This is a genomic window from Massilimicrobiota sp. An142, assembly GCF_002160725.1.
GTDB lineage: Bacteria > Bacillota_I > Bacilli_A > Erysipelotrichales > Coprobacillaceae > Allocoprobacillus > Allocoprobacillus merdigallinarum.
Window position 1 is genome coordinate 1 of the sequence record NZ_NFLD01000079.1, and the last position, 1,539, is coordinate 1,539.

Below are 1,539 nucleotides of genomic sequence, written 5' to 3' on the forward strand. Positions count from 1 at the left end.
AAAGCATTACCACTTGCTCCTGGTAAAACTTTTATTCCAGCAGCATTGAGGTGATTTTTAGCACCTCCACCAATACCTCCACAAATCACAGTATCAACACCTAATTGTGATAAAACACCTGCTAATGCACTACATCCAGACGTAGAAGTATCAATCATCTGTGATGAATCAATTTTCCCATCTTTAATATCACAAACTAAAAAGCTAGGACAATGTCCAAAATGTTGAAATACTTCTCCTTCAACACATGTTACTGCAATTTTCATTTCTCTTTCTCCTTCACTATACTCTAATTGATAATGACCGCCATCTATTTCCATAGTATGACCTTCAATGATAAATCTGGAAATCTTATTTCTTGCACTATGATATAATGAAACAACACTACTTCTCGATATTTCCATCATTTGAGCACATTCCAATTGGCTATAACTCAAATAATCAATTAATCTTATTGTTTCATATTCCTCTAATGATAAAATAATTTTTAGACAATCTTTTTTTTCACTTGTAAATCTTCTATATTCGGGCATCTTTCCAATTTTCTTTACCCTATTTTGTCTTCCCATGATTATCACCATTCACATTATATAGTTATAATTGACATATGTCAATTATAATACTTTTTTTGAATAAAAAACTTTATAGAAGATTATTAAGACATAAAATACAACCTTTTAATATTATTAGTAAACTTTTTCAAATCAGTAACGACCTTTATTTCTACACATTTGATTTCAATTCCTTTAAATAAAATCACGTTTTAATATATTATGCTGCCACTTTTAAGCATTTACGTTTGTACTTATGGATATATTCTATTTGATTTTCTTAAGCAACTCCATTAGCTATATATTGCATTTTATATAACTTCTTACATACAAATTTAGTTATTTGTTAATTTTATGATAAATCATAATAATATATTTAAACAGAAATTATATCAAAATAAAAAAAGGGGCTGTAACGAAATAACTTTTTAAAGAGTTGATTTTGTTTCAGCTCTTTTCTTTTTCTGTTTTTAGGCAATAAAAAAACATCTTTTCTCTTCTTCTGATTTCAAGATGTAATATTTTTGTTGATTTTTCTTCTGTTTTCCCTGTTTTTGGGCGCAATATCCCTATATCGCTCAAAATTTGTTTTTTTCATGTGCATATCTTTTTAATTGAGAAGCAATTTTTCCTTTTCTTCTTTCTCCTTTTTCAGGCGATATTTATGATATTTCCTTAAATTATAGCCTAGACACACAATGAGAAATTCCATCTTTGCATTTTTCAGTCCTCTTCTCGTGAATCTTGTGAATTTCATGTCCTGCTTGATGACTCCAAATGCCCCTTCAACCTGTATGCTTCTCTGTTTCTTTAATTCTTTTCCAAATTCCGTTGACAGATTTTCATCTACAACTGCATAGAATTCATCTAGCACTGCATCTCTTGTCAGGATTTTCTGATGTTTCTTGTTTTTACAGCATTCATCAATGAATGGACAGCCTTCGCAACCTTCATCACTTGTCATTTTTTGTTTGATTTGCAGATATTC

2 protein-coding genes are annotated in these 1,539 nt (G+C 29.6%); both read right to left on the reverse strand.

Annotated elements, in window-relative coordinates; genetic code table 11:
- Positions 1 to 569 (reverse strand): DUF134 domain-containing protein (locus B5E87_RS14750; protein WP_087246165.1); only part of this gene is annotated, 569 nt, incomplete at its 3' end.
- Between the two features lie 592 nt (positions 570 to 1,161).
- Positions 1,162 to 1,539, reverse strand: a 378-nt coding sequence (locus B5E87_RS14755; RefSeq protein WP_143746919.1) for a transposase, incomplete at its 5' end; no start/stop codon positions are given.